The following is a 24,683-nucleotide window of genomic DNA, read 5'->3' on the forward strand; positions in this document are numbered from 1 at the left end:
CTTAATTATCATGTCTAAGGAGTAGACTGAATTTGTTGTGGCTGCTGCTGCTGAAGCTGAAGTTGTTGATTTTGAATCTGAAGTCGCTGATTTTCAATATCTATTTGCCGCTGTCTGTCTTCAAGTTGCAGTCTTCTGTCTTCTGCTTGCTGTAGTCTATCTTGACGGTCTAGCTCTCTTTGTAGCTGTCTGTCTTCACGTTGCTCTTGTCTGTCTGCATCTTGTTGGCGAATCTGTCTGAGCTGATTTCGCCGCTCGAAATCCCCTCCCAAAAATAAGTTTTGAAAAGCGTTGATAGTTGCTTGAAACCCAGTAAGAACGCCACTAACAGCGCTGATCCCACTTGCAACTCCTGTTATTGGCTGCAAGAAACTGTTAATATTGTCTCCTACCCTAGCATAGCCCGATCGCGCTACCAGAATCACATCGTCGTTGCGGAGAGTGGGGTTATTATTAGGATTCAACCCTTGAGCAAAATCTACCTCTATCGTGCGGCGAGAAACAGTACCGTTGGGGTTCAAACGCAAGAGTTCTACCTTGTCTTTTTTAGCTCGTAATTGATTGAAACTGCCTGCGGTGAGCAAAGCTTGGTGAAGGGAGGTACTAGGCCGCACCTGCAAAGCGCCAGGCCTAATTACTTCTCCTACAATATTGATGCTAATCGCGTTCGGAGAAAAACTGCTATTTGCGACTTGAGAAACTTCAGCCAAGTCTACAGTAGCTGCTGTCGGGATAATTACGCTATCTCCTTCTTGCAGCAAAATATCTTGAGTGGCGTCGCCTTTTTGCAGCAAATCCCACAGATTTACCATGATAGTTTGTTCATTGCCACCTCTGACTCGGCGGCGGATTTGCACGCGGCGAATGTCAGCTTCTGTAGTGATACCACCAGCAATTTTCAGTGCTCTAGTTATTGTGGGTAAGCCTACAACGGCTCCTTGCTGTTGGTCGATAGATACAAAACTCAACTCGGTTTGTTGGTTGCTCGATCGCACATCCGAAGCAAATACAGTATAAGGCCCCGGCCGGTTTACTTCCCCGACAATTACCACCCCAATTGGTTTAGTAATATCAGCGGAAAAATTAGCACTGGCTCTTTGACGAACTTCTTGAGTATTCAGAGCCCTTGCTGTCGGTACAAAAATTGTATCTCCATCTCGAATGGTGACATCTTGACGCAAATTTCCCGTGTCTAAAAAATCCTGCAAATCAACATTAGTAACTTGCTCCGGCCCGCCTCTGCGGGGACGACGAATTTGGACATTTCGCATATCTCCTGCTGATGTCACCCCTTGTGCAAGTTGCAGCATTTCCATCAAAGTCGGGAATTTTACTCCTCCTCCTTCTCTAGTGGGATTAATCTTGTAGGAACCCGGGCGAGTAACTTCACCCGCAAGACCTATATTTAGGGGGCGAGCGACGATCACTGTCACGGTAACAACGGGAACATTGATGAAGGGTTCGTAGCGCTGGGTAATTACATTAGCGGCTTGTTGCAGGGTCAACCCTTGAATTGATACGCTGCGAATGATAGGCAAATTGAGCGTCCCGTCAACTAACACTTGATATTCCTTGCTGAATTCAGGAACGCCGAAGATATCTAAAGCAATGCGATCGCCCGGGCCTAAAGTATAAGCTGCTTCTGGTGTCAGCGAACCAGAATTGCCGATCGGCGGCAAACTTACACCCCGAGGTGGCGGCGGCGGTACTATCGGTTGGTTTGAGTTAGGAGTGGCAGCAGGATTTCTAATGGCAGGCAACTGAGCTATACTGGGCAGCGAACTCAATAGCACCAGGAGTGCTGAAAAACTCAGACTTGTAGCGGTTTGAACGGTATGTTTCATCTTTCTTCCCTGGTTGCAGCCTGCCAATGAACAAGAGCGATTTAGCTAGTGGATTTTAGTTTATTTTCCCTGCTGTCCAGTGTAGCCTCGCTTCGCTGCAAAATCCACAGGTAGAAGCATAAAAATTGTGCGATCGCACTTAACTATTTTGTACCTTGTTTATAAAGAAACTGTAAAGCCCGCCAACTGTTATCAGGATTAGGATCTCGTTTGAGCAAAATTCTTCATACATAACTCGGGATACAAATCAACCCGCCAAGGAAATGGATAAAAAAAACGCCCGTATTAGAGGTAAAATATTAAATAATTCTCTCTGCAGGACAAAGACAAGTGTCACTAAAACTCGACCGAGTAATTCCCTGGGGACGCTGCTTGGATGAATACATAGGAATGTTTAGCTTGACATCAAGTGACCTCAAGCTAAACATTCTTGATTGTGCCGCCGGCCCGGCAAGTTTCAATGCCGAAATGACTCGCCAAGGTAAAAAGGTAATTTCTTGCGATCCAGTTTATCAGTTTACTGCGGTGGAAATTGGCGATCGCATCCAAGAAACATATCAAACTGTGATTGACGGTGTTAAGGCCAATTTAGACGGCTACCTGTGGAACAATTTTGAATCGCCCTACCAGCTAGGCGAAGTGCGAATGAAGGCGATGCAGGAATTTTTAGAAGATTTTCCATCAGGCTTGCAGCAAGGCCGCTACCTGAATGCTGAGCTGCCAGTTTTGCCGTTCGAGAACGGTCAATTCGATTTAGCTTTGTGCAGCCATTTCTTATTTGCTTATTCTCACCTGCTTTCCGAAGAATTTCATCTCGAAGCGATTATAGAAATGTGTCGGGTTGCGAAGGAAGTCCGGGTATTCCCTCTATTGCAGAGTTTTAGCGGGGAAGAATCCGATCACTTAAATCCGACGATCGTAGAATTGAAAAAGAGAAGTTTTAGTGTAGAAATTCAAGAGGCTCCTTATGAGTTTCAAAAAGGCGGGAATAAGATGCTGCGAGTTAGAGGGCGAATGTAATGGCTACACAAACTGTCGTCCGCGCCACGCGGAATGAAATAGCAATAGGGTGACTAGACTTATTTTATAAATTTTTCCTCGATCGGAAAACAGCAGATTAACGCAGATGTCTTTCAAGATATTTTGCGACTTTTTTAAGAGATTGAGAACAAGCTCGCTTGCGTACCTGATTTTGAATACATGACAAAATCCACTGTAAATTTAAAAACACGAGCGCATCCATCACCCATTACCAAATCCACCATCCATCTGCTTCTATCTGCCTGCCTCTGCTGTTAAAAAAATCTCATCAATAGCTTCGCAACAAATCAAATTACCCAACTTTGATATGATATTACACCTAGAAGCCAAACTCAAACCAACTCATGCCGCAAACAGTCTGGATCGCACGACACGGAAACCGCATCGACTTCGTTAACCCCGACTGGTTTCTCACCGCAGAACGCCGCTACGATCCTCACCTTTCCGAAGACGGTCACGTTCAAGCTAAACAACTCGCCAATCGCCTCAAGGGTGAAGGAATTTCTCATATTTTTGCTTCCCCTTTTTTGCGAACTGTCCAAACAGCAAATCACGCGGCCGAAGCTCTCGATTTGTCAATTAAACTAGAGTGGGGACTGTGCGAATGGCTGAATCCTGAATGGATGACAGAAATGCCGGAAACTGAGTCCGTCGAAGCTTTGTGCCGGCGCTTTCCCAGGATTGATGCTTCCTACAAAGGCGGTATTGCTAATTATCCCGAAACCGTGGAAGCTTGTTTCAAAAGGGCGGGGGAAACTGCTAAACGCCTCGCGGCTGAGTTTCCCGAGGATATGTTATTAGTAGGTCACGGTGCGTCGGTTTTAGGAACTGCGATCGGGCTGGCGGGCTGTGCTGAAACGGAAATTAACGCTTCTTTGTGCTGTTTGGTGAAAGTGGTGCGGGGTGAGGGAGAATGGTCGATCGCACTTAATGGCGATACTTCTCACTTGACTGACTCTGAAGCCGCGATCCGGTTTAATTAAAGTTGAGATTCGTGCCAAAAATCGCATTTTATGCTATGTGTGTAAGGTGCGCCGAGGTGCACCCTACGTTAATCTGATTAGTCCGAATCTGGGTGTTATTGTTTAATCTCGATCGCACATTTTAAATCGAAAAGCTTAAATCGGTATGGCAGGACACAGTAAGTGGGCGAATATTAAACGCCAAAAAGCTAGAGTTGATGCGGTTAAAGGCAAAGTTTTTGCTAGAATATCTCGCGAAATTATTGTCGCGGCCCGCAGCGGAGTTCCCGATCCCGCTGGGAATTTTCAACTGCGGACGGCTATAGAAAAAGCGAAGGCGGCGAGTATTCCTAATGAAAACATAGAAAGGGCGATCGCCAAAGGTGCGGGCTTGGCCGGGGGAAGTTCGGATTTAGAAGCTATTCGCTACGAAGGTTACGGCGTTGGCGGAGTTGCTATTCTGATTGAAGCGCTGACAGACAACCGCAACCGCACAGCGGCTGACTTGCGAGAAGCTTTTACTAAAAATGGCGGAAACTTGGGCGAAACTGGTTGTGTGGGCTGGATGTTTGACAACAAAGGAGTTTGTACGGTACGCGGCCCGATTGATGAGGAACAATTGTTTGAAGCGTCGCTAGAGGCGGCTGCGGAATCTTATGATTTGATATTAATTGATGAGGATACTGAAGGTGCAGAGGTATTTACAAGCGTGGCTAATTTGGAACAACTGGCTGATGTTTTGAAACAAAAAAATTTTGCAGTTTTGCAGTCGGAAACTCGCTGGATTCCCAGCAATACAGTGGAAATAAACACTCCTGAAAAAGCTCGATCGCTCCTGAAGTTAATGGACGCACTGGAAGATTTGGATGACGTGCAAAGCGTGACAGCTAATTTTGAAATGACAGATGAATTGATGTCTTTGAGTATGGTTTAATGCTTTAAAGATGAGGGATCTTGATCGTCCTGCTGACACTGCAAAAGACGAAAACTCGCCAGCGGGACGATCGCGCTACACTATTACCAGGAAACGAATCCCTATCTGTACGCGAGTGGGGAGTGTCAATACAACGCATTGCTGAAAAAGCTGCATTGAAAATCTCAACCCACAGTAAAGCCATGCTAGATAACAACGAAAGCAAAAGAGACAGCACCCACTCAGAAGAAGTTCTCTCAGCAACCGAAGTATCAGAAACCAAGGATCGATCCGAATCAAATGTGCAGGCTGAACCAGGGGATAAATCCAATTGGTTCGGTTCCGTTTTCGGAGCCGTCTCTGCAAGGGCGAGTGCGGTAAGGAATGCGGCAGCCAGTGCTGGAGGTGCGATTGTTAATACAGCGAGTGCGGTGGGGAATGCAGCAGGCAGTGCTGGAGATGCGATTGTTGTTAATACCGCGAGTGCGGTAGGGAATGCCGGAAGTGCGATCGTTAATACCGCGAGTGCGGTGGGGAATGCAGCAGGCAGTGCTGGAGGTGCGATTGTTGTTAATACCGCGAGTGCGGTAGGCAATGCCGGAAGTGCGATTGTTAATACCGCGAGTGCGGTAGGCAATGCGGTAGGGAATGCCGGAAGTGCGATTGTTAATACGGCTAGTGCGGTGGGGAATGCAGCAAGCAGTGCTGGAGGTGAGATTGTTGTTAATACGGCGAGTGCGGTGGGGAATGCGGTAGGGAATGCCGGAAGTGCAGCACTCCAATTTCCCAATTTTTTTGGTTCAGCCCTCGGTTCGATTTCCCAGAGTCCTATCCTAAAAAAACTGACTGAAAATTTCAAAATCGACTGGTTAGTTAGTGCGATCGATAAAGTTGATGTCGTGACTGCCGAGGCGCAAGTTCGAGAGTTGCAGCGCCAATATCCTCACGAGAAACCTCAAGAAATCGCACATCGCTTAATGGTGGAAAAAGCCTTGCTAGCTGCAGGAAGTGGCTTGGTTAGCAGTTTAGTGCCGGGCGCAGCTTTGGCATTGGCTGGCATGGATTTAGCGGCAATGACGGTGTTATCCGCGGAGTTGGTTTATCAAATAGCTGCCGCCTATGGAAAGGAGTTGCAATCGAGCGATCGCCAAAAAGAAGTTGTAGCTATTTTCGGTTTATCCTTGGGTAGCAATTTAGCGATCGAAGCTGGAGTTACGCTTGTCAGCAATATTCCCTTGGCGGGTGCGGTAATTAATGCTAGCGCCAGTGCGACAATGATTTACGCGCTGGGATACGGTGCTTGTCGGTTTTATGAAGCCGATATCGATTCCTCGAAAATCGAAACCAAGCTCGAAGATTTACAAGAGGTATTGCAAGCGGAAAGTGAGCAATATTTAGAGACAGCGATCGCACAAGAAACGGTGATGGATTGGATTTTGGTGTATGTCGTCTATACCACCCAAAAATTCACCCGATGGGATGAGTTATTACCTCAATTACAAGCGGCGAATTTAAATCCCAAATCTTTAGCTGAGATTGAAGCTGTGAAAAATAAGTCTAAATTGCCTCCCAAGTTGGATATTTTACTCGCACAACTCGAACTCGACTTTGCCGAACCACTTTTAAAGCGATGCACTGAGATGATCGAGGCTGACGGTGAAATTAATGAACAAGAGGGGAAAATTTTGCTGACAATTCAACGGGCTGTTTTGAGCAAAAGAAAGCAAGCTCAAAAGCAAGCGTAGCAAACTTCTATCTAGAATGGGGTATCGGAAGCCACTGAAGTACAAACTGAAGTCTAAGCTAGATCGCAAACTACTCGGTGCCTTCACGCCCGGAAATGTCAAATCCAATACTCAAACTGGCTCAAGCGAATGGGGTAAAACTCTGGGACGATAACAGTTAATTGATTTAGTGATTCGAGCTAAAAAATAAGGGATCTATGAACCAATAATCCCAGTCTATGAAAGAGTGGGGAGTGTCATTTGAAACAAAAAAAATTTGCATTTTTGCAGTCGGAAAATCGCTGGATTCCGAGCAAGACAGTGGAAATAGACACTCCAGAAAAAGCTCGATCGCTCCTGAAGTTAATGGATGCACTGGAAGATTTGGACGACGTGCAAAGCGTGACGGCGAATTTTGAAATGACAGATGAATTGATGTCTTTGAGTATGGTTTAACGATCTAAATCACCAGATTTTTGCCATCCGCAAGACAAATCCCGGTAACTCTGGATCTGCGCTGACTGTTTCAGGATTATCCAAGATTTCCGGTTCGCGATTGGGACGGTAAATATAGACTTTTCTGTTTTTGCGATCGAGCAAAAAGCCGAGGGATACACCGTTCTCAATATATTCTTGCATCTTGTTTTGCAATCCCTTGAGAGTGTCACTAGCAGACCGCAATTCAATCACAAAGTCAGGACAAATGGGTGCGAAGGAGGCTTTTTGTTCTTCACTTAAGGCATTCCAGCGCTCTAGTTTAATCCAGGAGGCATCGGGAGATCGGGTTGCTCCATTCGGCAAGGTAAAGCCTGCACTGGAGTCAAACGTTTCACCTGTGCCATCTTCTTCTGCCCAGTTCGCAAGTTGCTGAGCAATTTTAATGTTGCGGTTCCCTGTATCTGAAAAGGCTGGTGACATGATAATGACTTCCCCACTGGCAGTACGCTCAATTCTCAAATCGCGATTAACTATACAGAATTCATAGAACTGTTCAACAGTCATCGATTGGATCGCAGGGAAATTGACCGTCAGTGGGACGCTTTCGGTTTGAATTAGCAGCGTCGTCATGGTTTTTCCTCGGTTGGTGCAGGGGTGATAGAATACCTTGAGCTTACACTATTTTAGCTTGGCGATTGAAAGTCTTACTCGATCGGGGAGTCGGAGGCTTGTATCCGTTTTTGGGCTGGATTAATAATCTTTTTTCCCAGTCAGTAAATAAGTAACCATATATCCCTTGCCCTTAACTTGAATGGCGCCGCGCTTCTGAAAAGTATATTTATCTTTTAATAGCTGGTAGGTTTCGGCCGTGACTTGAATGCAGCCAGTAATGCCGTGGGATTCCATGCGCGAAGCAATATTTACTGTGTCGCCCCAGAGGTCGTAAATAAACTTTTTTAAGCCGATGACGCCGGCAACGACAGGGCCACTGCTAATCCCAATCCGAATGCTGAAAGGTTCCGAATGTTCTAAACTCAGGAGCCGAATTTCGTGCAGCATATCGATCGCCATGTTCGCAACCGCCTCGGCGTGATCGTCTCGGGCCGTAGGCAAACCGCCGACAACCATGTAAGCGTCACCAATAGTCTTAATTTTCTCCAAACCGTGGCGATCGGCCAAGTGGTCAAAAGCCGAAAAAATATCGTTGAGCACTTCCACCACCGCCGTCGCTGAAATTCTCGACGAAAGCTCTGTAAACCCCACAATGTCGGCAAACATCACAGTCACTTCCGCAAAACTTTCGGCGATATTGTGTTCGTTGTCCTTCAAGCGCAGAGCGATCGCTGCCGGCAAAACGTTCAGCAGCAGTTGCTCGGATTTAGCTTGTTCGAGTTCCAACTGTAAGTAAGCAGCCTGCAACTGTTCGGCTTGGCGAATTCTTTCTCGGGCTAGCTTTTCGATTTGGGCGGTGCGGCTCAAAGCTGTCAGCATATATGTCACCGGAATCAGAGTCCACAGCATCCCCATCGTCAGAGTTCCCCAAGAGCGCCAGTGCTTGCGAATCCGGCGAATTTCCGGGGTTGCTGACACGTACATAGACCACTGGCGGCCGCTAATTTTCAGCCGCCTTCTGCAAGCTGTATAGTTCGGGCCTGGATTGTCAAGAATCGGGCAGTTTTGCAGGAGAGAGGGTTTCGCAGCGGCTGATGCTGGAAGCACTTGTTGGCTGGCGGATTGGAACTGCACCGCAAATTGCTGAATTCGCCTCTCAGCAGGGAGATTTTTGAGAGCTGAGTTCCCCGTTGGCGGTAACAGCGACGCTGCTTCTTGCTTGTCTGGAGCATCGCTAACGAGATAAATATTGAGGTAGTCGGTATTGCGTCCTTTTAAAGAGGTTTGGAAAATATCTTTGCCTCGAAATACGCCCAGAACAAATCCTTGTAGCAGTTGGCGGCGGGATTCCAGCGTAGTTGGTTGACTGCTGTTTTCGTAAATCGGAACTATGGCCAAAAGACCCTGTTCCGGGGAATTGCTCTGAGTTAAGCCGATGTAGTTGGTGACAATCATTTCTCCTGTATCGCGCCCTCGATCGAGCGCGACGCGGATTTCTGGGTGGGAGGCGAGGTCAAAGCCTAATACTGTCTCGTTTCCGGCTGGTGGTTCGACGTAGAAAGCCGGGAAGTATTCGGAACGCTGGAGAGCCTTGCGGAGTTCTCCTCGCGGGCCGCGCTCTGTAATCTCGAAGCTGGGCTCTGTTTCGTTTCTAGCTTTGGTTTCGTAGTTGCGGCGCTCGGAAGTGGGGACGCGGGGGGCCCAAGCCAGGAGTTGCAGGCTGGGGTGGACGGATAGGGGACGGGCGACAAACCGAGCAAAAGAGGAACGCTCGACGGCGCTGAAGGCTTTCATGTAGTCGCTGAGGGCGAGAACAGTATCTAAGTCGGAGTTGAGCTGGCGTTCGATGCCGATCGAAATATCGTCGATGCGGCGCTGCATTTCGTAGTCGCGGCGCTTGTCTTCCCAGTCCCAAACCAAGGCGAATGCCAGAAGCGACAGTCCCACACCCAAACCTAGCGTCAACGCGGCTGGAATGTAGCGAGACCAGGATAAAGGTAGTTTTTTCAGCATATTTGCCTAGCGAATAAGGGCAGCAGATTAGCACACCGCTGAGTGCGATTTGTTCCGGCCTCTGAGTGCGGTTAATTCAAAACCCTGATAACTCAAGCACCGACGGCAATGGGGAATTAAAAGTTATATCTTGAAACTTTTAAATTAATTTCCGATCGCTCAGCAGGGGATTTCAATCCAGAATTCCGCTCCCTGTCCGGGCGCTGAGATGCACCGCAGGCTTCCCTTATGTTTTTCTACCACAATCTGATGGCTGATGGATAATCCCAAGCCAGTTCCAGACCCTACAGGTTTGGTGGTGAAGAAGGGATCGAATAGCCGCTTCCGAACGTCTTCGGTCATTCCCGGACCGCTGTCGGCGATGCAAATTACAATGCGATCGCCATCACAGAGCTGGTTTTTACTGTGGCTTTTCAGATCGGCTTTTTTCATGAGGGTGCGAATCACGATCGTCCGAGGTTGCGGTTGGTTTTCTAGAGCGTCGATCGCATTGCTGATAATATTGAGAAATACCTGGTTTAACTGACCCGGACAACAGTAAATTTTGGATGTTTTTCCGTATTCTTTAATAATTTCAATCCGGCTTTTTATATTTGCATGATGCAATCTGTGCTGCAATATTAAAAGTGTACTGTCAATTCCTTCATGAACGTCTACCAACTTCATTTCTGATTCATCCAGTCGCGAAAAGTTCCGCAGCGACAACACAATTTTACTGATTCTTTCTACTCCTAATCTCATGGAATTTAGCATTTTTGGCAAGTCTTCCTTCAGAAAATCTAACTCTAAGTCCTTAATTTTTCTAGCAATCTGAGGCACTGGGGACGGGTAATGTTCCTGGTAGAGACTTAACAGTTCAACTAAATCGTGAAAATAGTTGTCAGTGTGAGAAATATTGCCGTTAATAAAAGTTGCGGGATTGTTGATTTCGTGGGCGATGCCAGCCACCATCTGACCGAGGCTCGACATTTTTTCGGATTGAACTAATTGGATTTGAGCGTTTTGTAGTTGTTCGTAGGCTTCTTGCAATTGGGCGGCTTGTTTTCTTAACTGAGATTCGGAAGCTTGGAGTGCGGCGGCGGAAATTTTGCGGTTTGTTATATTTTCTATCATCCCTAATTTGTAAATAGGTTTTCCTTCGCCGTCTCGAATTAAAGTAGCTGTCACATTTACCCAAACAATTTTACCTGTAGCTGTAATTTGGCGGAGTTCGATTTGATAGTGAGTAATTTCTCCCCGTTCGAGAGCATCAGCAACTTGGATATTTTTTGGAGAATCGTCGGGATGCCCAAGTTCTATAAAAGTTTTGTTGAGCAATTCTGCTATGGTATATCCCAGCATTTCGCAATAAGTTTTATTGACTCTCACTAACTTGTTATCATCTAAGTTAGCTAAGTATATAGCGATTGGTGCATCTTCAAAAATTGTGCGAAATAGTTCCTCGCTGGCACGGACTTTAGCTGCTAGGGAAAGCCGATCTGTGATGTCTTCAAACGTAGACAAAATGCCGACTACATTGCCGGAGTTGTCGTGTAAAGGTATTTTATTTGTATCCAGACAGCACTGGGTGCCGTCGGCTTGCATTTTGGATTCTATGATGTGATATTCTGGGGTGTTGGTTGCCATGATGCGGCTGTCACAGGCTCGAAAAACTTCTGTTTCTTCCTGCTTCCAGGGCATATCGAAGTCGGTGAGACCAGCGATTTCGCTGGGGTGATTGAAACCTGCGACTTTAGCAAAGTTTTTGTTACCTCCCAAGTAAACTAAATCTCGATCTTTCCAGGCGATTAACTGAGGGATATTATTGATTACCAACCACAGCATATTTTGGGATGTTTGCAAGGCTTCGGTACGTTCGAGGACGCGCTTTTCAAGTTCTTGGTTGGCTTCTTGCAGGGCGATTTTTGACTCGCTGAGGGCGATTTCTGCTAGCTTGCGATCGCTGATGTCGATTGTCACTCCTTCCCACAGTATGTCGCCCCCAGATTGCGCTTCGGGGCGGGCGATGCCGCGAATCCATTTCAGTTTTCCAGATGGCGTTACGATCCGCCATTCATATATCCAAGGTTTTAAAGTTTCGCCGGAAATTGCGATTGATTCTAAAAGGACTTTTAGGTCTTCTGGATGCACCGTTGACCACATTAAATCCGAGTTTTCTTGAACTTTTTCTGGATCTAATTCGTAGAGTTCGCAACAGCCTGAACTGGCATAAATGAATTTATCGGAACCGTCGGGATGTAGCAAGTATTGATAAATCATTCCCGGCACGTTGGCGGCCATTTTTTGAAATCTGGCTTCGCTTTGCCGCAGTGCTGATTCTGCAAGTTTACGATCGCTAATGTCAATCAACAAACCATCCCAAATAATGTTATTATTTTCCCCCCGTTCGGGTCGCGAAGCCCCGCTAATCCACTTAATTCTATCGCCCGGAAAAACAAATCTGCCTTCCCACCGCCAAGGGTCTAAAGTTTTAGCTGAGATAGCAACTGATTCATGGAAGCTGGGCGCATCCTCTGGATGAATCATTTCTATAGCAGGAATAGCTGAATTTTGGAGTACCTCTGGTTCTAATTCCCAGAGTTCGCGGCAGCCGGAACTGACGTAGGGGAATGACACAGTACCGTCTGCTGCTAACTGAAATTGATAAATCATTCCCGGAACGTTGGCAACCAGTTTTTGAAACCTGGCTTCGCTTTGCCGTAGTGCTGTTTCTGCTTCTACGCGATCGGTAATATCGTAAAATGCCGATAAAATTGCGGCTTCGCCATTAAAATTAATCGCTCGCATCGACATTTTTACCCAAAACAAACTGCCATTTGCTTTCTTGAGGCAGATTTCTTTGCTGTCGCTAAAGCCGTTTTGTTTGACTAAACCTATCAATTGACGGCGGTCATTGATATTGGCATAAAGTGCCAGTTTTTTGCGTCCGATAAGTTGTTCGTAACTCAAACCTAAACTTTTACCTAGAGCAGGATTTGCATACAAAATAACGCTATCTTCTAGGCGCGTAATTAACATGGGAACGGGAGTCGTACTGGCGATCGCGCGCAATCTTTCTTCGCTTTCTTCCCTGGCTGTTTCGGCTGCTACTCTTTTGCTAATATCGTTCTGAACTCCGATAAAATGAGTTAATTTTCCCTCATCGTCTAAGATGGGGGAAACCATTAATTCGTTCCAAAAAGGAGTTTTGTCTTTGCGATAATTTTTGAGAACTACCTGAATTTCAGTTCCCGCTTGCAAGCTGTGGCGGAGTTTGTTTAATTCGGCCCGATCGGTATCGGGACCCTGCAAAAATCGGCAGTTGCGTCCAATAACTTCTTCGCGGCTGTAACCCGTCAGTTTCTCAAAAGCAGGATTGCAGTAGATAATAGGTGTGTCATGCTTGCGAGCATCAGCAATTAAGACGCTGTTGTTCGACGCTGCGATCGCCCGCTCTAGGAGAGACAGGTTGAAAGAGTCTGTTGTCATCTGTGGCAATATCCAAATTCCCAGGGAGGGGACAGAACAATAAAAATTTATAAATAGCTTGAGCCATTCTTATTCTATAATTTTATTTTCAATTTAGCTTTTTGAACAAAGTCAGCAGCCCAAAAAAGCCCATGGGGGCGAGGACTAATACTATTTTAGATTTTAGATTTTAGATTGGCAATGACTAATTCCATTATGGTTTGGCGCACGGGCATACAGTTGCCTTCTGGTTTGAAAGTAGTACAACCGAAGGCATTAGGGACTTATCCAGAAAACAGAATGTGAAAATACCGAAACCCCAAAGAAAACAGAAGGTGAAAATACTGATATTTTTAACTGTTTTTCTTCTCCCCTTTCCATCCGGCTCATCAACCCTTTTAAATTGACAAGCTGATGGAAGAACCCTGAGCAGTTTTGCTTACTTCAATCCTGGCTTGAAAAGCTTCTTTCAGGTGGGGCATATGGGTAACGGTGAGGATGCAGGCGAAGTCGGAGGCGATCGCATTAATTGCAGCAATCAGCCGATCGCACCCTTCCGCATCCTGAGTCCCGAATCCCTCATCAATAATCAACATTTGCAAAGCCGTACCCGCCCGCTGAGACAGCAGTCTCGCCAGCGCCAGCCGAATCGCAAAATTAATCCGAAAAGCTTCACCGCCAGAGTAAGTTTCGTAGGCGCGAGTACCGCGAGCATCAGCAATTAAAATGTCTAAAGTGTCAATCAATTTAGTTGCTTTTTTAGAAGCAGAAGCCCGCTGAGTAATAAATTGAACGTGCAATTGATTAGCGCTCAATCTCGACAATATCTGATTTGTTTCCGCTTCGAGTTGAGGCAAAACATTTTCAATCATTAAAGCTTGAATGCCGTTTTTACCAAATGCTTGGCCCAACTCTTGATAAACTCGCTGCTGGCGTTTTGCAACTTGCATTTGCTCTTTTTGAGCTACTAGCTGAACTTGCAGGTTTTCCAGATTTTGCTGCTGCTGCTGGAGGCGTCCGAGACTTCCCAAATGTTGGTCAAGCTGCTGGCGGCGGCGACTGATTTGCTGTTCGATCGCACTTATGCGGGCTGTGGGATCGGGATGTTCTTGCAATTGCTGGTTCATCGCGGAAGTTTGAGCGCTGACAGCTTGCAAATCTCGATCGCGGACTGCGATGGAATTTGCTATTTCATTAACCCGCTGCTGCACTTGCGGGTACTGCACAGTTGCCGATCGCAATTTTTCGGCACGGGCGATCCAAAACTGCGATCGGCGCATTTCGCTGCGGACGTGTTCGTGCTGTTCCAAATTATAGCCAACTTCTGCAATGTATCTATCTAAAGACAGAATTTGCTGCTGTATTTCCGAGCTATTTTTTTGCTGTTCTAACTGTTGCTGTACCGTGGCTAATTGAGTTTGCAAATCCGGGCGGCGAGCATTAATTTTATTCAGTTTCTGCTGAGCATCTTTGATTTGAGCTTGCTTAATTTCCGCCCACCGCAAGCGCTTTTCTTCGCTGCGGGCGAGGGAGTGGCTGCGATCGCTGTAATTGAGCTGTTGCAGTTGCTGTTCGATTTGCTGGAGTTCGCCCAAATCATCGGCTGCATACTCGCCGGTGCGTAGCAACCGCTCTATTTCTGCCGCGTCTTGACGCATACTTTGCAGTCGGTTTTCATCTTGGCTCAGGCTATCTAATTGTGCTTGCAAATGGCTGCGGCGTTCGCGCAATTCTTGGTAGGGCGCTAATTCCTCTTCTAGTTCGCGGTATTCATGTCTGAGGACTTGAATTTCGCGCTCGGAGACAGCCAACTGTTCGCGCACAACCCACAGTTGATTCCAGATTTCCTGCTGTTGGGTGTGGTGTTTTGTGACTACCAAATTCCAGTAGTGTTCGTCTAAAGGTCGATCGCACAAAGGACAATTGCCAAAATTTGTATCTCGCACCATTAAAGGCGAATTCGATGGCTCGTTTTCCGCAAAATTTGAGGCTTTACCTTCACCTGCGCTGGTTTCTCCTTCATGTTTCCGCAGCAGTTGCAGTTTTTGGTCGATCTCGGCGAGTCTGGTTTGATAGTCGCGGCTTTTGGCTTGCAGGTTTCCGAGAAAGTCGTGCCTTTCTTGACCTTTTTCGCGGACTCGCTGCTGATAAACTCGCTTGTTTTCCAACTGCAAAATTTGATTGGCGATGGCCGAGATTTCCTGCTGTAATTGCGGTTGTCGCTGCTGCTGCTGAACTTGCACCTGTCGGTTGATTTCCTCTAAGCGGGCGGTTAAACCGGCGCGGGCGCGATCGAGCTTTTGTTGCTTTTGCTGCTGCTGTTGTAGCAGCGGCGAAACTTGCAGTTGCAGTTGCTCTAGTTCGTTGAGACGCGATCGAACTGCTTGCAACTGTGCGAGTCCTTTGTCAACCTCCGGCTGCTGTTTGAGAATTTCCAGAACATCTTTTTCATCTTGTTCTAAAACCTCTAATTGAGCTTGCAACTGCTGAATTTTGCTTTGCAAAAAGCTCAGTTCTTGCCGCTGCTGTTCTTGCAATTGCTGACGCTGATTTTGGGCTTGTTGATTAACCTTGAATTTGCCAGCCAGAGTTTCTTCTGTGGCTTGCAAGCTGTGGAAATACGCGATGCCTGCTGTTATTTCCTTTTCTTGCCCTAGGAGGGCTTGCAGCTCATTTTGCTGCTGTTTGGCTGCGCTGAGTTCTTGCTGCAAGCGGCGGCATTCTTGAGAGATATTGTAGTGCTGTTGCTGGTGGCCGGCGAGGAGTTTTTGCCAAGTTTGGCGGTTGTGGTGCTGGAGTTGCAGTTGCTGTAACTCGTTTGTGTCGGCTTGCTGCTGCTGCTGAAGCAAATCGGTTGCTTGCTGCAATTGAGTTTGTTCGGAGGCGAGAGCCTCTTTTTGTTGGAGTTGCTCTTGTACGGTTAGCAAACTCTGTTTGATCACTTCGACTTGAGCTTTAAATTGTTTGGACGTATCTTTGGCTTGGTCGGATAAAGTGTCGTAGGAGTCGAGCTTGAGCAGGTTGGCTAAAACTTGTTTGCGTTCGATCGGCTTTTTGAGCATAAATTCATCAGCTCGCCCCTGCCGCAAATACGCCGAGTTGATGAACGTATCGTAATCTAGTTTGATGTGTTCGAGGATTTTTTGCTGAGTTGTTCTCAGCCCCTTGTCTGTGAGCGTGCGAAAATTAAGTTTTTCCTCACTCTCGGCAGAATTCAAGCTGACTTGAAATTCCAAACTTCCCGATTGTCCGCGTCGGCGGTTGCGAATCACCCGGTAGATTTGACCGCCGGTGGAGAAAGTGAAATCAACGCGCACATCTGTTTCGCCGATATGGATGATATCGTCTTCTGTATCGCTGCGACAACAGCCCCAAAGTGCCCAGGATATGGCTTCTAAGAGGGAGGATTTGCCAGCACCGTTAGGCCCGCAAATGCAAGCGGTGTGCAGGCCGCGAAAGTCTAAAGCAGCATCTCGATAGCTGAGAAAATTTTTGAGTGTAAGTTGTATAGGAATCATTTAGGCCGCCGCGCCGTACAATCTATTTATAAATAACACTATTTGTACGCTGTTGCCTAGTTATTCAATCTAGATCCAGAACAATTGTCAGTGCTTCTGCAATTTCTTCCATAATTGTCTCGGACAAGGTTCCGAGTTGTCGGACAAATCTTTGTTGAGAAACGGAACGGACTTGAAAAGTATCGGCGGCTGAGAGTTTCGCCAAGCCATTTTCTGATGTCGGTTCGAGCTGCACCATCCAATCAAGCGGGGAAAAAAGATCGTTCCATGCTGTAATTGGAACAATTACTTTGAGCCGCAAATTTCCCACTTCATCATCGCTGACAACCACAACAGGTCTAGTTTTGCCAATTTCATCTCCCACCGTTGGATCTAGTCTGACAAGCCAAATTTCGCCCTTACGCATTAGTTTCTACCCCTGCGTTCAGATTCTTCCTCTGAATCGAAATACGGTTCGCTGTCGGGCGACCACAAATCGTGCAGCGGCCCTCCTGGTTCATACAAAGGAACCGCTGCTTCTGCTGCGGCTCTGAGTCTCCGCTTTCTCTCGGCTTTGCGCTGGGCTTTTTCTTCTATTTCTTCGCGCATCATCCGCGAAGCTGTTTCGATGATTTCTAGGCGTTCTTCTGCTGTCAGATTTTTGAGTGCTGCTAAGATTTCTGTTTTAGTCACGGTTTTGTCGGGTGGTTTGTGAGAAAGTGCGATCGATCTCATATGTTGCACCATTCTCAATAATCCTTTTTTGGGCGGGATATCCTGCCCACCCCACAAGAAAATCTACTCTTTGTGGAACGGGGAAGATGCCCGTTCTTGACAAAAATGACGCAACATCTCTGATCGATCCAACCATCATTATATCTTTCACAAAAATCAATCTCGGCGCTCTCTGCTTGTGGCGCACCCTACATCAATCGAATTGGCAGATTTTCCATCATCAAAAAGGGTTGACTGTATTCCTACAGCCAACCCCGCGCCTATTTATTTGTCCTGCGTTTGCTCAAACAGCAACACTATCTGGCAATATTCGGGAACGTATAGCCGACACCGACTAACAATCCCACTTCAGCTCCGTCAACAAAACCAATATTCAGTCCCGCTGTTGCTGTAAAATTGCTCGACAGCGGCACATCTACACCGCCCGAAATCAGGAAGCCAAAATGACCGTCATCGCCGGTAGAAACTATCACGCCAGCACCTGCATAAGGAGCCGCAGTAATCACAAAATCTTCGCTGACTTCGACGGTTTCTTGAGATACAAAATCGAAGGTAACGGGAACTAGAACAGTTAAGTTGTCGCGGAACAAAACACTCGGTCTCACCGACAAATTGTTCGTCAAACCGATTTTGCTAATAATCGCAAATGAACCGTCGCCTAATGCTGTATCTCCGCCAAAACCTAGATTGCCGCCAATGCCGATGTAGCTGGGCCCAGAACGAGTAGCTCGGCCTGGTCGGATTTGAGTTCCTTGAGCCACTTTTTCAGTTGCTTCTGAGGCAGTTGCCGGTTTTTCAGCAACTTTCGGTTGGTTTGTCAAAGCTGATGCAGAAGTGCTGACAGGATTGCTCAACAATTCTTGTGCTGTTTTGACTTCTTTTTCTTGCTTCGTTGCTGTTACTTCCAGATTATTGTTCTCGGCAACAATTGAGGTAGGTCGATCGCTCTTTTTGGCAGTCTCGACTGTTGACTCCACTTTGACACCATTATCAGGAATTTTAACGGTTTCTTCCAGCTTTTCAGTCTCAGCAGCAATGGAGGTATTTGGCGCAGTTTCTGTCTCAGCAATTTCCGATGTTGCTGCTTCCGATTTTTCTGGTGCAGCAATAGATACTTGCAAGTTCGCTGACGGTTCGGAGGCTGCTGGCTCCGCTGCTTCTGTTAGTTCGCTCCAACTGATAGAATCAATTTTTTTATTACTAGCGGTTGTTTCTGCGTCGGGTTTAACTGCTGAAGTTGCCGTCGGCTCAGAACTTTGGTCAATATTTTGAGCTGCGATTGTTGCAGTTGTAGCGACATCGGGCAAGTTGCCAGTTTCAGCTTTCGCTGACATGGTACTGCAACAAACAGCTAAAGCTGCAAGATTTATTAACGCAAAAGTAGACTTGGAAAATAGACTATTCATAGAAACTCCTCAATGAAGGGTGTGTTAAAAGTGTAAGTGTTTGAGGGCGACCGTCGAGAGCTTTGCTAAAAAAAGACACAAATATGAGTTGTGTTGTTCCTAGATTGCCATTTTACCGTTGAATAGTCAACTCTCAAGCTGATTAGATTCAAGAACGGACGGTGGGTTTAGAGGCTAATTTTAATTTACAGATCGATCGGCTAAAAATCAATCCTAGGGATGATTTCACCCTTAATCTTGTTTAATTGAGGGTTCGATCGCGCGTCTCGCTTGCATTCTACAATTCTGTACTTGGGGGCGCTGCACTCGCAGCGACGCCGGAAAAATCCGGTTTTTGAGGGCGCACCGCCTCGAAACCAAGAGACAACAAGCTTTCAAAACAGTTTTGGCAGCCCCGCCGTCCACAGCAAGTGCAGTTAATACAACGCGATCGGCTGCTGCACAGTCCATGACAATTAATGTAGAATAATACCACCGATCCGAGAAATATTTGTGGGTCGATCGTGTCAAAATTACTGAATTTTATGAAAATTGTGTAAAATTTAGTGTTCTATTTGTAAAGTTTAGCCTTCGCTTTCGCTCAGGGTCTGACCATCTAACAACAGCACGCAACTAAACAAGTAAAAAAATACAAATTATCTCATCTCAACCTGACTTTATGAGCAAAGTTCTAGTGATATTAGGCGAATTGAGCGATCGCGACATCGATTGGATGCTCGCCAACGGCACCCGCACCCAAGTCCTCCCCGGCACAACTCTGATCGCCGAAGGTAAGCCCTTAGACGCTCTGTACATAGTTCTGGAGGGAACTTTGAGCGTTGCTGTATCATCTTTGGGCGACAAAGAAATTGGAAAAATTATTTCCGGGGAAGTGTTAGGCGAAATGTCTTTTGTAGACGGGAGGCTTCCTTCTGCTAGCGTCACGGCAATTGAAGAGTGCCTCATCCTGTCAATTCCCCGGCGGCTGCTAACTGAAAAACTTGAGCAAGACGTGCTTTTTTCCCTGCGGTTTTATCGGGCGATTACCAAATTTCTTTCGTCGAGACTGCGGGGTACAGTTAAACGCTTCGGCGATGATAGTGATGGTTTAATATATCAAGAACCCGACGACGAGGGCGCTATCCCGGAAAATGTCGAAAATCCAGATTTGGCTGAATCGAGATTTCAATGGTTGTTGGAGCGTTTGAAGGGAAGTTGAAGGAAGAGGGAAGTTCGGCAACGAGCACTGTACAAGATGTAACGGATGTAACGGATTTCAGGAAGAAGGAAGAGGGAAGAGGGAAGAAGGAAGAAGAGAAAATAACACCTATTTCCAATTTCCAATTACCAATTCCCAATTCCCAATTAGAAAACATATTTTTCAGCGACGCGCCAATAGCGAGAAAAACGCTTCAAATCAATGTAACCATCGTAGTGGACAAATGGTTCGGGTGGCAAAACTTCTACAGGGTGCGATCGCTTAATTTCCCGGCAAATATCCTGAAACCGAGGACTGGGACTTTCCGCAGTTACCACTTGATTCGCGCCGGATTCGATCGCAAAAGCGATAACTTCCGCCGCCACATCGCCCCGCCGAATAACTACCGGCAACTCTAGCAAACATTCGTAAATAAACACCATTCGTTTAAGACTCAACTGCCATTCATCAATCAGTGCATCATCCCAAACCCAGATGGCTGGTGCCTCTGGGTGCGCTTGAAAAGCCGGACCTTCAGGACTCAAACAGTCGCCGTGCAGCCAAATAATCGGATTGTTCATAAATTGGGAATTGGGAATTGGGAACGCGGAATTGGGAATTGGGAATTGGGAATTGGGAATTGGGAATGCGGAATTGGGAATTGGTAACTAATTACAACAGTTAACCGTCAACAGACAACAGTCAACCAATAAAGTTTTAATTTCGGCGACCTTTTTTAGGGCGTTCCCAACTTTTAGAACCGCCGCTACGCTCGACCTTTTCTCCATGAGGAAACAACTTTCCTTCCAAATATTCGTAAGTTCCCTCAAAATCGCATTGCCCATACAGAGGACAATCGCGACAATAAACCGCCTTAGTGTAACGCTCCAAATTTTCCCGATTAAAAAAATAAGGTTTGTGACTAAAAGTGCTTGCTACCCACTGCCAAGAAAGATTATTGCTCGCCGGATCTCCATCTAGCAAATGTTGCAAAAACCAGCGAGATCCGGCTTGCCAGCGCACGCGCCGCCAGTGTACGAGATAAGCGGCAGTCCACATCCGCTGGTGATTGTGCAAATAACCAGTTTCTCGCAACTCGCGGCTGAAACTGTCGATGCAAACCAAACCAGTCGTGCCCTCGATGACATCCTCCGGCAGAGTTTCGCTGTAATCTTTAGCAGTGTAACCAGTTTTGTAGGGTTCGCGGTCTTGCCAAATCCCGTTGCCCAATTCGGCGTACAGTCGCTGCCAATAATCCCGCCAACCCAACTCGTTGACAAGTTTTACGGCCTCTTCTTGATGCCGCACCTTCTCCAGCACGGCATCCCGGACTTCCGCAAGACTCAAAACCCCGTAGCGCAAATAGGGCGACAAGCGCGTTACCGCACCGTTGAGGAAATTGCGGGTTGAGCCGTATTTGCTGGGGTCAATTTGTTGCAGGGCTGTCTCGGCTGCTTTCCGCCCGCCTGGGGTTGGGGGTACGCTGCTGTCCCGGCCGGCGGCTTCGGGGAACTGTTCACGCACGTAGGCAATTAATTCGTCGCGGCTGGCAAATTCCCGCTTCATGTCCTGACTCATTGTTTTTTCAAGCACCTGCTATTGTTTCTTAATCTTAAAGCTATGCGATCGGGTTAGAAGCTGCCCGATCGCCATAAATTGCCCTGACAGCCTGGTAACTTACAGTGGGCCCCAGCAGCAATCGATCGTCTGCTAGCAGCCAAAATTAGCATCAAAGTCAGTACACTCAGGGATAGATATAATACCAAAATCTCATGGAAACTTTTCCGGCGGACGCTCAAGCGATCGCCAGCTTAGCTAATCGACAGCAGCCAGGTACAAAACAACTGGAAAACAGCGAAATTCAAGAGTTCGATCGAGCCATGATGCGCCGCTGCATAGAATTGGCTCGCCGCGCTCTGGGCAAAACCGCACCCAACCCCCTTGTCGGTTCTGTAATTGTCCGAGATGGCAAGATTGTCGGCGAAGGGTTTCATCCCGGTGCCGGTCAACCTCACGCCGAAGTTTTTGCGCTTCGGGAAGCGGGGGAACTCGCCGAAGGAGCGACCGTCTACGTAAACCTGGAGCCATGCAACCACTACGGGCGGACTCCTCCCTGTTCCGAAGCTTTAGTTAAGGCCAAGGTGGCAAAAGTAGTGGCTGGCATGGTCGATCCGAATCCTTTGGTCGCTGGAACTGGGCTGACCCGGTTGCGAGAGGCTGGGATTGAAGTGGTGGCGGGAGTGGAAGGCGAAGCTTGCCAAAAACTCAACGAGGCTTTCGTTCACCGAATTTTATACCGCCGGCCTTTGGGAATTTTGAAATATGCAATGACTTTGGACGGTAAAATTGCTACCAGTAGCGGCCACAGCGCTTGGGTGACAGGCGAGGAGGCTCGGAGCGAGGTACACCGGGTGCGCGTCGGCTGCGATGCTGTGATTGTTGGGGGAAATACGGTGCGTCTGGACAATCCCCTACTGACGAGTCACCAGCCTGATAGGAATAATCCCCTGCGGGTGGTGATGAGCCGCACTCTGGATTTGCCAAAGTCGGCTTGGTTGTGGGAAACCTCTGTGGCGGCTACTTTGGTGCTGACTGAGCCTGGGGTTAACCCGGAATTTCAGGAATTTTTGATCGCAAAAGGGGTGGAAGTTGTGGAACTCTCGCCGCTGACACCGACTAATGTTATGGCTTATTTGTACGATCGATCTTTTCTTTCTGTACTCTGGGAGTGTGGCGGCACTTTGGCGGCGAGGGCAATTGCTGAGGGTGCAGTTCAAAAAATTATGGCTTTTATTGCTCCTAAAATTGTCGGCGGTCAAGGGTCTCCAACTCCTGTGGGAGATTTGGGCTTTTCCGCAATGACTGATGCTTTGACTTTAGAGCGGGTTTCTTGGCGCCCGGTGGGTCCAGATTGTCTGGTGGAAGGCTATTTGAAAATTAAAGATTGAAAGTTAAAAGCGAGTCTTTTTAGTTTTTGATTTTTAACTTTTAACTCCTTTTATGGTTGAAATTCTGATTTGGAGTTTGATGGTTGGCAGTCTCGGCTTGGAGGCGGCGCTCGCGGGTGTATTGGTGAGCCGCGAGCAATTGGCTATGTGGCAAAAATACAACGAGGAGGAGGAAGTTTTGACTCGGTACGAATCTCAAGAAGATAATTTTAATGCGCCTGAAAATGCGCCCTCTAAGGGCAATCCTCCACCCACTCCTAATGCTGTTGATTTGACGGTTTGGGAGTACAAGATTGTGCGGGCTAGCAACGATTTGTTTCGCAATCCTGCGATTTTTCACAAACTGTGCCAAGAAGAGGCGGAAGTTGGCTGGACTTTGCTCGAAAAGCTCGACGACAGGCGAGTGCGGTTCAAACGTCCGATCGCGCTGCGGGACGCCCCTAGGCCTAATTTACCCACCTTTGACCCTTACCGCACTCATTACGGCCCGATCTCGAATGCGATGAGTTGGGCTGCGGCGATCGTGTTTCTGAGTGCGATCGTGCTTCCGGCTGTTTTGGGCTATGCTTTGGTGTCTACTACTCTAACCAGAAGTCGCTCTAATTTGCCTCCGGCACCTGTTCAATCTTTGCCCTCTCCCAGGGGGTAAGAAACTAATAAGTGAAAGAGCGGTCCAATGGAAGAGGGAAGATGGAAGAATGAAGATAGAATTGTTTTTTTATCTCAAGTCCGGTCAACAAAGTATAATTAAGTTTGTAGTGAGGAATTCAGTCCTCTCTTCTCTTAAAAAGCTGACGACAAACTATTATATTAGAAGCAATTAACCGGACAACATCTAACTGACCAACCAGCAGAATTATTGAATTATATGTTTTTCTTTAATTCTGCCTTCTGTCTTCCACCTTCCAATTTTGGCTGCCTTCGACTGTAGACCATCCTGTCATACAAGCGGCGTGGGAGAAGGAGCGGCTAGCAATCTCAAGTCATAATTTGTATCGCCTTGAAATTGAGAAACGCGGACAAAATAAGTCCCCGCAGGTAAAGGCCCATTGCTGACAATTGTTTCTGAAGACGTGCCTAAATTGTTAGACGAAGCAATAATATCGTCTAATCCAACTGCGCCGTTGCCGTTGAGATCTTGAATTAATTCAACATCAACATCTGCACTCAAACCGTCAACAGTTACACTGAAAAGGCTGGGAGTATTGAGGATGAAACTGTAAATGTCGGCTGGTTCTGCAGTTCCCACAAAATCGCTCGCTGTTTGAATTTCTGTCAGAATGCCCAGGCTTTTTGCTGCGTTCAAATTGTCGGCGGGATCGGGGAGAGTGCTCAACAGTCCTTCTTGTTGACCGAATTGAATGTAATGGTCGATCGCACTTTTAACTGCGCCGCTTTGGACTGCTGCTGCTACCAGGGGATATTTTTCTAGATAAAAGCTGGGGTCGAAAAAAACGCTGGCTTTGCGGTTTTCAAATTGACCGGCTTTGAAGTAGTGTTCAAAAGGGGTAAATTGATTTGTTTGGACTGCTGTCTGCACGTCTGGGTTGCTTGCTAAATAGAAACCAACATCGAAGAAAGGGTTGGGGTTGCGTCGTTCAAATTGACCGAATCTAATAAAGTGATCGGCTGCTGAAAAGCCATTGAGTTTGGCTGATACCGCTACATCTGTATTGGTGTCTAAATAATAGCTGGCGTCGAACAGGGCATTCGGGTCGCGATTTTCAAATTTGCCAATTTTTCGGTAGTGATCGAAGGGACTCGATACCGTGCCTCTGGCAACTGCTACGGCGACATCTGGGTTGTTTTCGAGATAAAATTTGCTGTCGAACAGTGTTCTGAGGGTTAGCATTATTAAAAAAATCTCTCTGGACTTTAGTCTGGAAATTGCACGATCGAGAATCCAGTTTACATCAAAGTTTTGTT

At 46.9% G+C, this 24,683-nt stretch carries 19 protein-coding genes and 1 pseudogene; 8 read left to right on the forward strand and 12 right to left on the reverse strand.

The window, feature by feature from the left end; translation table 11 throughout:
- Positions 1-14 precede the first annotated feature (14 nt).
- Complete coding sequence (locus QUA53_RS00315) at positions 15-1,844, reverse strand: polysaccharide biosynthesis/export family protein (protein ID WP_333094247.1); 1,830 nt, start codon at positions 1,842-1,844, stop codon at positions 15-17.
- A 330-nt stretch (positions 1,845-2,174) separates the two neighbouring features.
- Between QUA53_RS00315 and QUA53_RS00320 the strand changes: the two genes are divergently transcribed.
- From QUA53_RS00320 to QUA53_RS00340, 5 genes and pseudogenes are all read left to right on the forward strand, one after another.
- Positions 2,175-2,864, forward strand: a complete 690-nt coding sequence (locus QUA53_RS00320; protein WP_333094249.1) for a class I SAM-dependent methyltransferase — start codon at positions 2,175-2,177, stop codon at positions 2,862-2,864.
- 365 nt (positions 2,865-3,229) lie between these two features.
- A complete protein-coding gene (locus tag QUA53_RS00325) occupies positions 3,230-3,868 on the forward strand; it encodes a histidine phosphatase family protein (protein ID WP_333094251.1) in 639 nt (212 codons plus the stop codon).
- A 145-nt stretch (positions 3,869-4,013) separates the two neighbouring features.
- Positions 4,014-4,781 (forward strand): YebC/PmpR family DNA-binding transcriptional regulator, encoded by a 768-nt coding sequence (locus QUA53_RS00330; protein ID WP_333094253.1) that lies wholly within the window; start codon positions 4,014-4,016, stop codon positions 4,779-4,781.
- Positions 4,782-4,801: 20 nt separating this feature from the next.
- A complete protein-coding gene (locus QUA53_RS00335) occupies positions 4,802-6,505 on the forward strand; it encodes a hypothetical protein (protein ID WP_333094254.1) in 1,704 nt (567 codons plus the stop codon).
- Between the two features lie 240 nt (positions 6,506-6,745).
- Positions 6,746-6,940 (forward strand): annotated as a pseudogene (locus tag QUA53_RS00340) (YebC/PmpR family DNA-binding transcriptional regulator); the annotation flags it as partial.
- Positions 6,941-6,949: 9 nt separating this feature from the next.
- On the opposite strand, the gene QUA53_RS00345 reads toward QUA53_RS00340, so the two are convergent.
- The 8 genes from QUA53_RS00345 to QUA53_RS00380 form a co-directional block, all read right to left on the reverse strand.
- Complete coding sequence (locus QUA53_RS00345; protein ID WP_333094256.1) at positions 6,950-7,552, reverse strand: Uma2 family endonuclease; 603 nt, start codon at positions 7,550-7,552, stop codon at positions 6,950-6,952.
- 120 nt (positions 7,553-7,672) lie between these two features.
- On the reverse strand, positions 7,673-9,547 hold the full coding sequence (locus QUA53_RS00350; protein WP_333094258.1) for an adenylate/guanylate cyclase domain-containing protein: 1,875 nt from the start codon (positions 9,545-9,547) through the stop codon (positions 7,673-7,675).
- A gap of 159 nt (positions 9,548-9,706) precedes the next feature.
- Entirely contained in the window at positions 9,707-13,015 is a 3,309-nt protein-coding gene (locus tag QUA53_RS00355; RefSeq protein ID WP_333094259.1) for a PAS domain S-box protein, read from the reverse strand.
- Positions 13,016-13,392: 377 nt separating this feature from the next.
- On the reverse strand, positions 13,393-16,512 hold the full coding sequence (locus tag QUA53_RS00360) for an AAA family ATPase (protein ID WP_333094261.1): 3,120 nt from the start codon (positions 16,510-16,512) through the stop codon (positions 13,393-13,395).
- Positions 16,513-16,576: 64 nt separating this feature from the next.
- Positions 16,577-16,918 (reverse strand): type II toxin-antitoxin system PemK/MazF family toxin, encoded by a 342-nt coding sequence (locus QUA53_RS00365; protein WP_333094263.1) that lies wholly within the window; start codon positions 16,916-16,918, stop codon positions 16,577-16,579.
- Positions 16,918-17,238 carry a hypothetical protein gene (locus QUA53_RS00370; RefSeq protein WP_333094264.1) on the reverse strand — a complete coding sequence of 107 codons (321 nt, stop codon included), beginning with the start codon at positions 17,236-17,238 and terminating at the stop codon, positions 16,918-16,920. The genes QUA53_RS00365 and QUA53_RS00370 overlap by 1 nt, the downstream gene beginning before the upstream one ends.
- 284 nt (positions 17,239-17,522) lie before the next feature.
- Complete coding sequence (locus tag QUA53_RS00375) at positions 17,523-18,632, reverse strand: hypothetical protein (RefSeq protein WP_333094265.1); 1,110 nt, start codon at positions 18,630-18,632, stop codon at positions 17,523-17,525.
- Positions 18,633-18,863: 231 nt separating this feature from the next.
- The gene (locus QUA53_RS00380) at positions 18,864-19,142 is read right to left on the reverse strand and encodes a hypothetical protein (protein WP_333094266.1); all 279 of its coding nucleotides are present in this window, start codon (positions 19,140-19,142) and stop codon (positions 18,864-18,866) included.
- Positions 19,143-19,290: 148 nt separating this feature from the next.
- Between QUA53_RS00380 and QUA53_RS00385 the strand changes: the two genes are divergently transcribed.
- Entirely contained in the window at positions 19,291-19,830 is a 540-nt protein-coding gene (locus tag QUA53_RS00385) for a cyclic nucleotide-binding domain-containing protein (RefSeq protein WP_333094267.1), read from the forward strand.
- Positions 19,831-19,976: 146 nt separating this feature from the next.
- On the opposite strand, the gene QUA53_RS00390 is transcribed toward QUA53_RS00385, so the two are convergent.
- Complete coding sequence (locus QUA53_RS00390; protein ID WP_333094269.1) at positions 19,977-20,390, reverse strand: hypothetical protein; 414 nt, start codon at positions 20,388-20,390, stop codon at positions 19,977-19,979.
- 136 nt (positions 20,391-20,526) lie between these two features.
- Complete coding sequence (locus QUA53_RS00395; RefSeq protein WP_333248600.1) at positions 20,527-21,387, reverse strand: FAD-binding domain-containing protein; 861 nt, start codon at positions 21,385-21,387, stop codon at positions 20,527-20,529.
- 194 nt (positions 21,388-21,581) lie between these two features.
- Here QUA53_RS00395 and ribD point away from each other — a divergent pair, with 194 nt between their 5' ends.
- The gene (gene ribD / locus QUA53_RS00400) at positions 21,582-22,757 is read left to right on the forward strand and encodes a bifunctional diaminohydroxyphosphoribosylaminopyrimidine deaminase/5-amino-6-(5-phosphoribosylamino)uracil reductase RibD (RefSeq protein WP_333069377.1); all 1,176 of its coding nucleotides are present in this window, start codon (positions 21,582-21,584) and stop codon (positions 22,755-22,757) included.
- A gap of 52 nt (positions 22,758-22,809) precedes the next feature.
- A complete protein-coding gene (locus tag QUA53_RS00405; protein WP_333094272.1) occupies positions 22,810-23,406 on the forward strand; it encodes a hypothetical protein in 597 nt (198 codons plus the stop codon).
- 291 nt (positions 23,407-23,697) lie between these two features.
- On the opposite strand, the gene QUA53_RS00410 is transcribed toward QUA53_RS00405, so the two are convergent.
- Complete coding sequence (locus QUA53_RS00410) at positions 23,698-24,609, reverse strand: PPC domain-containing protein (protein WP_333094273.1); 912 nt, start codon at positions 24,607-24,609, stop codon at positions 23,698-23,700.
- Between the last annotated feature and the right edge of the window lie 74 nt (positions 24,610-24,683).

Source organism: Microcoleus sp. Pol12B3 (assembly GCF_036701355.1).
Taxonomy (GTDB): domain Bacteria; phylum Cyanobacteriota; class Cyanobacteriia; order Cyanobacteriales; family Microcoleaceae; genus Microcoleus.

What these genes read in the sequence shown, in the direction of transcription:
- QUA53_RS00315 (WP_333094247.1), bottom strand. Translation starts at nt 1,844, where the DNA reads ATGAAACATACCGTTCAAACCGCTACAAGTCTGAGTTTTTCAGCACTC.
- QUA53_RS00325 (WP_333094251.1), top strand. Translation starts at nt 3,230, where the DNA reads ATGCCGCAAACAGTCTGGATCGCACGACACGGAAACCGCATCGACTTC.
- QUA53_RS00330 (WP_333094253.1), top strand. Translation starts at nt 4,014, where the DNA reads ATGGCAGGACACAGTAAGTGGGCGAATATTAAACGCCAAAAAGCTAGA.
- QUA53_RS00345 (WP_333094256.1), bottom strand. Translation starts at nt 7,552, where the DNA reads ATGACGACGCTGCTAATTCAAACCGAAAGCGTCCCACTGACGGTCAAT.
- QUA53_RS00350 (WP_333094258.1), bottom strand. Translation starts at nt 9,547, where the DNA reads ATGCTGAAAAAACTACCTTTATCCTGGTCTCGCTACATTCCAGCCGCG.
- QUA53_RS00355 (WP_333094259.1), bottom strand. Translation starts at nt 13,015, where the DNA reads ATGACAACAGACTCTTTCAACCTGTCTCTCCTAGAGCGGGCGATCGCA.
- QUA53_RS00360 (WP_333094261.1), bottom strand. Translation starts at nt 16,512, where the DNA reads ATGATTCCTATACAACTTACACTCAAAAATTTTCTCAGCTATCGAGAT.
- QUA53_RS00365 (WP_333094263.1), bottom strand. Translation starts at nt 16,918, where the DNA reads ATGCGTAAGGGCGAAATTTGGCTTGTCAGACTAGATCCAACGGTGGGA.
- QUA53_RS00370 (WP_333094264.1), bottom strand. Translation starts at nt 17,238, where the DNA reads ATGGTGCAACATATGAGATCGATCGCACTTTCTCACAAACCACCCGAC.
- QUA53_RS00375 (WP_333094265.1), bottom strand. Translation starts at nt 18,632, where the DNA reads ATGAATAGTCTATTTTCCAAGTCTACTTTTGCGTTAATAAATCTTGCA.
- QUA53_RS00385 (WP_333094267.1), top strand. Translation starts at nt 19,291, where the DNA reads ATGAGCAAAGTTCTAGTGATATTAGGCGAATTGAGCGATCGCGACATC.
- QUA53_RS00390 (WP_333094269.1), bottom strand. Translation starts at nt 20,390, where the DNA reads ATGAACAATCCGATTATTTGGCTGCACGGCGACTGTTTGAGTCCTGAA.
- QUA53_RS00395 (WP_333248600.1), bottom strand. Translation starts at nt 21,387, where the DNA reads ATGAGTCAGGACATGAAGCGGGAATTTGCCAGCCGCGACGAATTAATT.
- ribD (WP_333069377.1), top strand. Translation starts at nt 21,582, where the DNA reads ATGGAAACTTTTCCGGCGGACGCTCAAGCGATCGCCAGCTTAGCTAAT.
- QUA53_RS00405 (WP_333094272.1), top strand. Translation starts at nt 22,810, where the DNA reads ATGGTTGAAATTCTGATTTGGAGTTTGATGGTTGGCAGTCTCGGCTTG.
- QUA53_RS00410 (WP_333094273.1), bottom strand. Translation starts at nt 24,609, where the DNA reads ATGCTAACCCTCAGAACACTGTTCGACAGCAAATTTTATCTCGAAAAC.